This window comes from Burkholderia sp. Ax-1719 (genome assembly GCF_011753055.1).
Classification (GTDB): Bacteria; Pseudomonadota; Gammaproteobacteria; order Burkholderiales; family Burkholderiaceae; genus Paraburkholderia.
This window is the reverse complement of sequence record NZ_VWWJ01000058.1, coordinates 1-5,687: the sequence shown is the minus strand read 5'-3', so window position 1 is coordinate 5,687 and position 5,687 is coordinate 1. Positions and strand designations below refer to the sequence as shown.

Below are 5,687 nucleotides of genomic sequence, written 5' to 3'. Positions count from 1 at the left end.
GCAGATCGTCGCGGCGCGGGGCGCGGGGCCGCTGCGCGGCTTCGCGCTGCCGGTGCCCGAAGCGGCAGCCGCGTGGGCCGCACCGCTTACTGCGCATGCGTTCAGCAGCGTGCTCGAACGTTTCGCCGCGCATGTGCGCCAGACGCCGGATGCGCGCGCGCTGACCTGCGCAGCGGAATCGACGGATGCTGATGCGCCCGCCGAACATCTCACGTACGCGCAACTCGACGCCTGGTCGGACGCGCTGGCCGCGCAATTACGCGCGCAAGGCGCAAGCGCGGAAACGCGCGTCGGCCTGTGCGCGCGCCGCTCGGCGGCGCTGGTGGCGGGCGTGCTCGGCGTGCTGAAGGCGGGCGCGGCCTACGTGCCGCTCGATCCCGACTATCCACGCGAGCGCCTGCGCTACCTGCTCGCCGACGCGGCCATCGAAACCGTCCTCGCCGACGAAGACAGCGCCACGCGTCACGCCGCCTTGCTGCGCGACTTGGCAGTGCTGCCGCTCGGCACGGCGCAGGACGCCGTTCGTGAACCGCGCGCGGCAGCACAACAGGTCACGCCGGTGCATCCCGAACAGCTGGCCTACATCATCTACACCTCGGGGTCGACCGGGCAGCCCAAGGGCGTGGGTGTGACGCACGCCAACGTCGCGCGCCTGCTCGATTCGGCGATGCCGCAAGGCGACGCCGACAACGCCTTCCATGCCGATGACGTCTGGACGCTGTTCCACTCCGCAGCCTTCGACTTTTCGGTGTGGGAGCTGTTTGGCGCGCTGTGCACGGGCGCGCGTCTCGTGGTGGTGCCGCACTGGGTCGCGCGCGACACGGCGGCGTTCCACGCACTACTGCGCGCCGAGCGTGTGAGCGTGCTCAACCAGACGCCGTCCGCATTCGGCGCGCTGATGCAGCACGATCTCGCCGATGACCAAAGCGCTGCGCCGCTCGACACGCTGCGCACGGTGATCTTCGGCGGCGAGAAGCTGGAACCGGCGGCGCTCGTGCGCTGGCGCCGTCTGCGCGCGCCGCGCGGGATGCAGCTCGTGAATATGTACGGCATCACCGAAACCACGGTGCACGTGACGCGCCATGTTCTGACCGCCGCCGATCTCGACGACAACAACGGCCATAGCCCGATTGGCGCGCCGCTCGACGACCTGGGCCTCGCACTGCGCGACGCCAATGGCGAGATCGCCGCGGCGGGCGAACTGTGCGTAGGCGGCGCGGGTGTGACGCGTGGTTATATCGGCCGCGCCTCGCTCACGGCCACGCGCTTCGTGCCCGATCCGCACGGCGCGCCGGGTTCACGCCTGTATCGCTCGGGCGACCGCGCGCGTCTGACGGCGCACAGCACAGCACACGGCGCGTTCGAGTATCTGGGCCGCGACGACGCCCAGGTCAAGCTGCGCGGCTTCCGCATCGAGCCGGGCGAAATCCGTCACGCACTGCTCGCCGACGCCGACGTGAGCGACGCGGTCGCGCTGGTGCGCGGCGAGGGCGAGCGCGAGCAACTGGTGGCGTGGATCGTCGCTGCGCCGGGCGTGCAGCTTGACGGCGCGGCGCTGCGCGAACGGCTGGCCGCGCGCTTGCCCGCACACATGATTCCGCATGCGCTGGTGCCGCTCGACGTGCTGCCGCTCACCGCGAACGGCAAGCTCGACCGCGCCGCGCTGCCCGCGCCGCAATTCGACGGCGCGCGCGTGGAAGCCAGCGGCGACGCCGAAGCCACGCTGCTCGCGATCTGGCGCGCCGTGCTGGGCCGCGACACGCTGGGCGTCACCGACAACTTCTTCGAAGCGGGCGGCGATTCGATCCTGAGCCTGCAGATCGTGGCGCGCGCACGCCAGGCCGGGCTGCGCATCGCCACGCGTCAGGTGTTCGACCATCCGACCGTGGCCGCGCTCGCGGCCCACGCCGAAGCCGCCGCGCCGCAGATCGCGCTGGCGGTCTCGCACGACGTACTCGGTCTGACGCCGATCCAGCAGGCCTTCTTCGAGCAGTTCCCGCAAGGCGAGCATCACTGGAATCAATCGACGTTGCTGGCCGTGCGCGGCGAACTCGACGAAACGGCCTTGCGCGCCGCGCTCGATACGCTGATCGCCGCGCACGACGCGCTGCGGCTGCGCTTCTTCCAGCGCGACGGCGCGTGGCAGCAGCAGGTCGGCGAGATCGCGCCGTGCAGGCTGGATGTGCACGACTGGCGCGCGGCCGACGACTGGCGCGATGCGCTCGCGCAGATGGGGCAGCGGCTGCAGGCGTCGCTCGACATCGGCCAGGGGCCGCTGGTGCGCGCCGCTTATGTGCGGCTGCGCGGCGAAGGCCGTCTGCTGATCGCGATCCATCACCTGGCCGTCGACGGCGTGTCGTGGCGCGTGCTGCTGGATGAACTGCAATCGGCCTATGAACAGGCCCTCGCAGGCCGCACGCCCGCGCTGCCGCCCAATGTGCCCTGGAGCGCATGGGTACAACGCGCCCAGGCGCATGCGGCCCACGCCGAGGTGCGCGCCGAGGCGCAATGGTGGCGCGATGCGCTGGCAAACGCCGAAGCGGGCTTGCCGTCCGCGAAGGCAACGGCCAACGCCCCCTGCATGGCCGACACCCACGCCGTCACGCTCGAACTCGACGAGGCGCGCACGCGCCGTCTGCTCGACGCCGCGCCGCAGGCCTATCGCACCAGCGTCGAAGAAGTGCTGCTGGCCGCGCTTGCCGAATCGCTGCACGCGTGGAGCGGCGCACGCGGCGCGCTGGTGTCGCTCGAAGGGCATGGCCGCGAAGCGCTGGGCGAGGACGCCATCGACCTGAGCCGCACGGTGGGCTGGTTCACCACGCGCTATCCGCTCTGGCTCGACGCGCACGGCGACGCGCATCGCGCGCTGACCCACGCCAAGGAGCGGCGGCGCGCCGTGCCGCACAACGGCCTGCACTGGGGCCTGCTCGCCACCCACGGCGATGCGCAGTCACGCGAGACGCTTGCCGCGCTGCCCGCGCCGCGCATCAGCTTCAACTATCTCGGCCAGATCGACGCAGGTCTGGATGCCGCAAGCCGCTGGCGTCACGCGCACGAGCACGCGGGCTGGCCCGTCGCCGCCGATGCGCCGTTCGCGTGGGCGCTCGACCTGAACGCCAGGGTGCTGCGCGGCGTGCTGACGATCAGCTGGCGTTTTGCGCCCGCGCAGTTGTCGGCCGCCCGCGTGCAGGCACTCGCCGATACCTTCGCCGCGCAACTCGACGCGCTGGTCGCGCAGTGCGATTCGGCCGCGCCGCAGTACACGCCGTCGGACTTCGGCAGCGCGATCGATCAGGACGATCTCGACAACCTGCTGGAGAGCTTCGATGCGTGAGTTCAACTTTTGCCGTACCGCCGCGGAGTTCGCGTCATGACGTTTCGCCGAAAAGACAACATCGAAAAGATCGTTGCGCTCACCGATATTCAGGCTGGCATGCTCGCGCACGCGCTGCGCGGTGGTGCCGATCCTTATCACGCGCAGAAAGCCCTCGAATTCGAGGGGCCGCTGGACATTGCGGCGCTGCGCCGCGCGTGGCGCGAGGTGGTCGCGAAGCACGCGATCCTGCGCACCGACTTCCGCTGGAACGGGCTGAAGTCGCCGGTGCAGGTGGTGTATCGCGATGCGGCCGATAACGATGGCGATGGCGATACATTCGTCACCGAGGACTGGCGCGAACTCGACGCCGCCGCGCAACGCCTGCGTCTAGCCGACGAATGGCGCGCCGCGCATGCACGCGGCTTCGATTTCGAACGCGCGGCGAGCCTGGACCTGCGCTTGATCCGTGTGGGCGAGGCGCGCTACTGGCTGGTGTGGCGTCTGCATCACATCCAGCTCGACGGCTGGAGTCTCGCCGCGGTGCTGGCGGGCTGCATCGCGGCCTACGACCGGCACCGTGAGGAAGGCACTGAAGGCGCGCCGCTCGAAGCGGCCGAGCCGCCGTTTTATCGCTATGTCGAATGGCTGCAGAAGCAGCCGCTCGACGAGGCGTCGTTTCGCAGCGCTTTCGCGCCGCTGCTCGCGCACGATGGCTGGCCCACGCCGCTGCCCGCGCGAGCACGTTCGCGCATCGCAGCGCCGCAAGCGGCCCAGGCGCGCGCCGAATGTGCCGAGCAGACGATCGTGCTCGACGCCACCCGCAGCGCCGCGCTCGAACGCTTCGCGCGCGAGCGCCGCATCACGCTCAATACGCTGCTGCAGGCCGCCTGGGCGTGGCTGCTGTCGCGTCATGCGATGACGCGCACGGTGTGTTTCGGCGTGACCGTGTCGGGGCGGCCTGCCGATCTGGCGGGCGTGTCGCGCATGGCCGGGATGTTCGTGAACACGCTGCCGCTGGCGCTGCGCGTGCCGTCGCAGAAGTCGGTCGGCGCGTGGCTCGACGAGGTGCAGCAGGCCAATCTCGCCTTGCGGCCGTTCGAGCACGTGCCGCTCGCGACGCTGCGCAGCCGTGCGGGCGCGGATGCCGATGCCGCGCTGTTCGACAGCATCGTCGTGTTCGAAAATTTCCCGCAGCAACTGGACGCGCAGGCGCGCACCGATGGTCTCGCGATCCGCCGTCTTGCCGATGAAGGCGCGCCGTCCGATGCTCAGGCCGATGCAGAGGTTGATCCGCAAGCCCAAGCCTGCGGCGCGGTGCTCGGCAGCGGGCGCAATCACTATCCGCTGAGCCTGATCGCCGTGCCGGGCGAGACGCTGCGTCTGGTGCTGGCGTATCGACGCGCGCAATTCGCGCATCGCGACGTGCAACAACTGGGCGAGGCGCTGGTTGGCGTGCTGGAGTCGTTCGCGGCGCAGCCGCAGCGACGGCTCGGCGATTTCGCGCTCGACGATCCCAACGCGGTTGCGCACGCGGCGAGCGAAGCGGGCGAGTGCGAATCGGTGCTGGCACGCGTGGCTGCTCGCGCCGCCGATACCGCGCAACGCGACGCCATCGCCTGCGTGCAGGAATCCGAATCACTCACCTGGGCGCAGCTCTGGACCCGCGCGGGCGCGCTCGCGCAACGTCTGCGCTCGCATGGCGTGCGCGCGGAAACGCCGGTTGCGCTGGCCTTGCCGCGCGGCGTCGCGCTGGTCGTGAGCGTGCTGGCCAGCTGGCGCGCGGGCGGTGCGTACGTGCCGCTCGATCTCGCCGCGCCCGATGCGCGTCTGGCGTGGCAACTGCGCCATAGCGGCGCGCGTTGCCTGATCTGCGACGCAGGCGAGGCGCAACGGCTCGCGCCGCTGGCCGCGCAGGCGGGCTGCGAAATCGTCACCTTCGGCGATATTGCCGATACAAACGGTGAAGCCGCCGATGACAACACGCCGTTGCCCGCGCAAGCCGCCTACACAATCTACACCTCGGGATCGACGGGCGAGCCGAAGGGCGTGACGGTCTCGCACGGCGCGCTCGCAAGTTACGTGAGCGCGGTGCTGCGCCGTCTACCCGACGGCATCGCCAGCGCGGCCTACGTTTCGACGCCCGCCGCCGATCTCGGCCACACGATGCTGTTCGGCGCGCTCGCGGCGGGCTGGCGTCTGCATCTGTTCGACGACGCCGACGTGCGCGACCCGGACCGCTTCGCCGCCGCAATGGCGCGCCACGAGATCGACGCGCTCAAGATCGTGCCGGGCCATCTCGCCGGCCTGCTGCACGCCGCCGACGCTGCGCGCGCCTTGCCGCGCCGCGCGCTCGTGCTGGGCGGCGAGAGCG

The 5,687-nt window shown here is 70.8% G+C and carries 2 protein-coding genes; both read left to right on the top strand.

The genetic code is table 11. From position 1 onward, the window contains the following. On the top strand, nucleotides 1–3,334 hold a 3,334-nt coding region (locus F3J17_RS35750), incomplete at its 5' end, for a non-ribosomal peptide synthetase (protein WP_167070521.1). A 36-nt stretch (nucleotides 3,335–3,370) separates the two neighbouring features. Then, on the top strand, nucleotides 3,371–5,687 hold a 2,317-nt coding region (locus F3J17_RS35745), incomplete at its 3' end, for a condensation domain-containing protein (protein WP_167070519.1).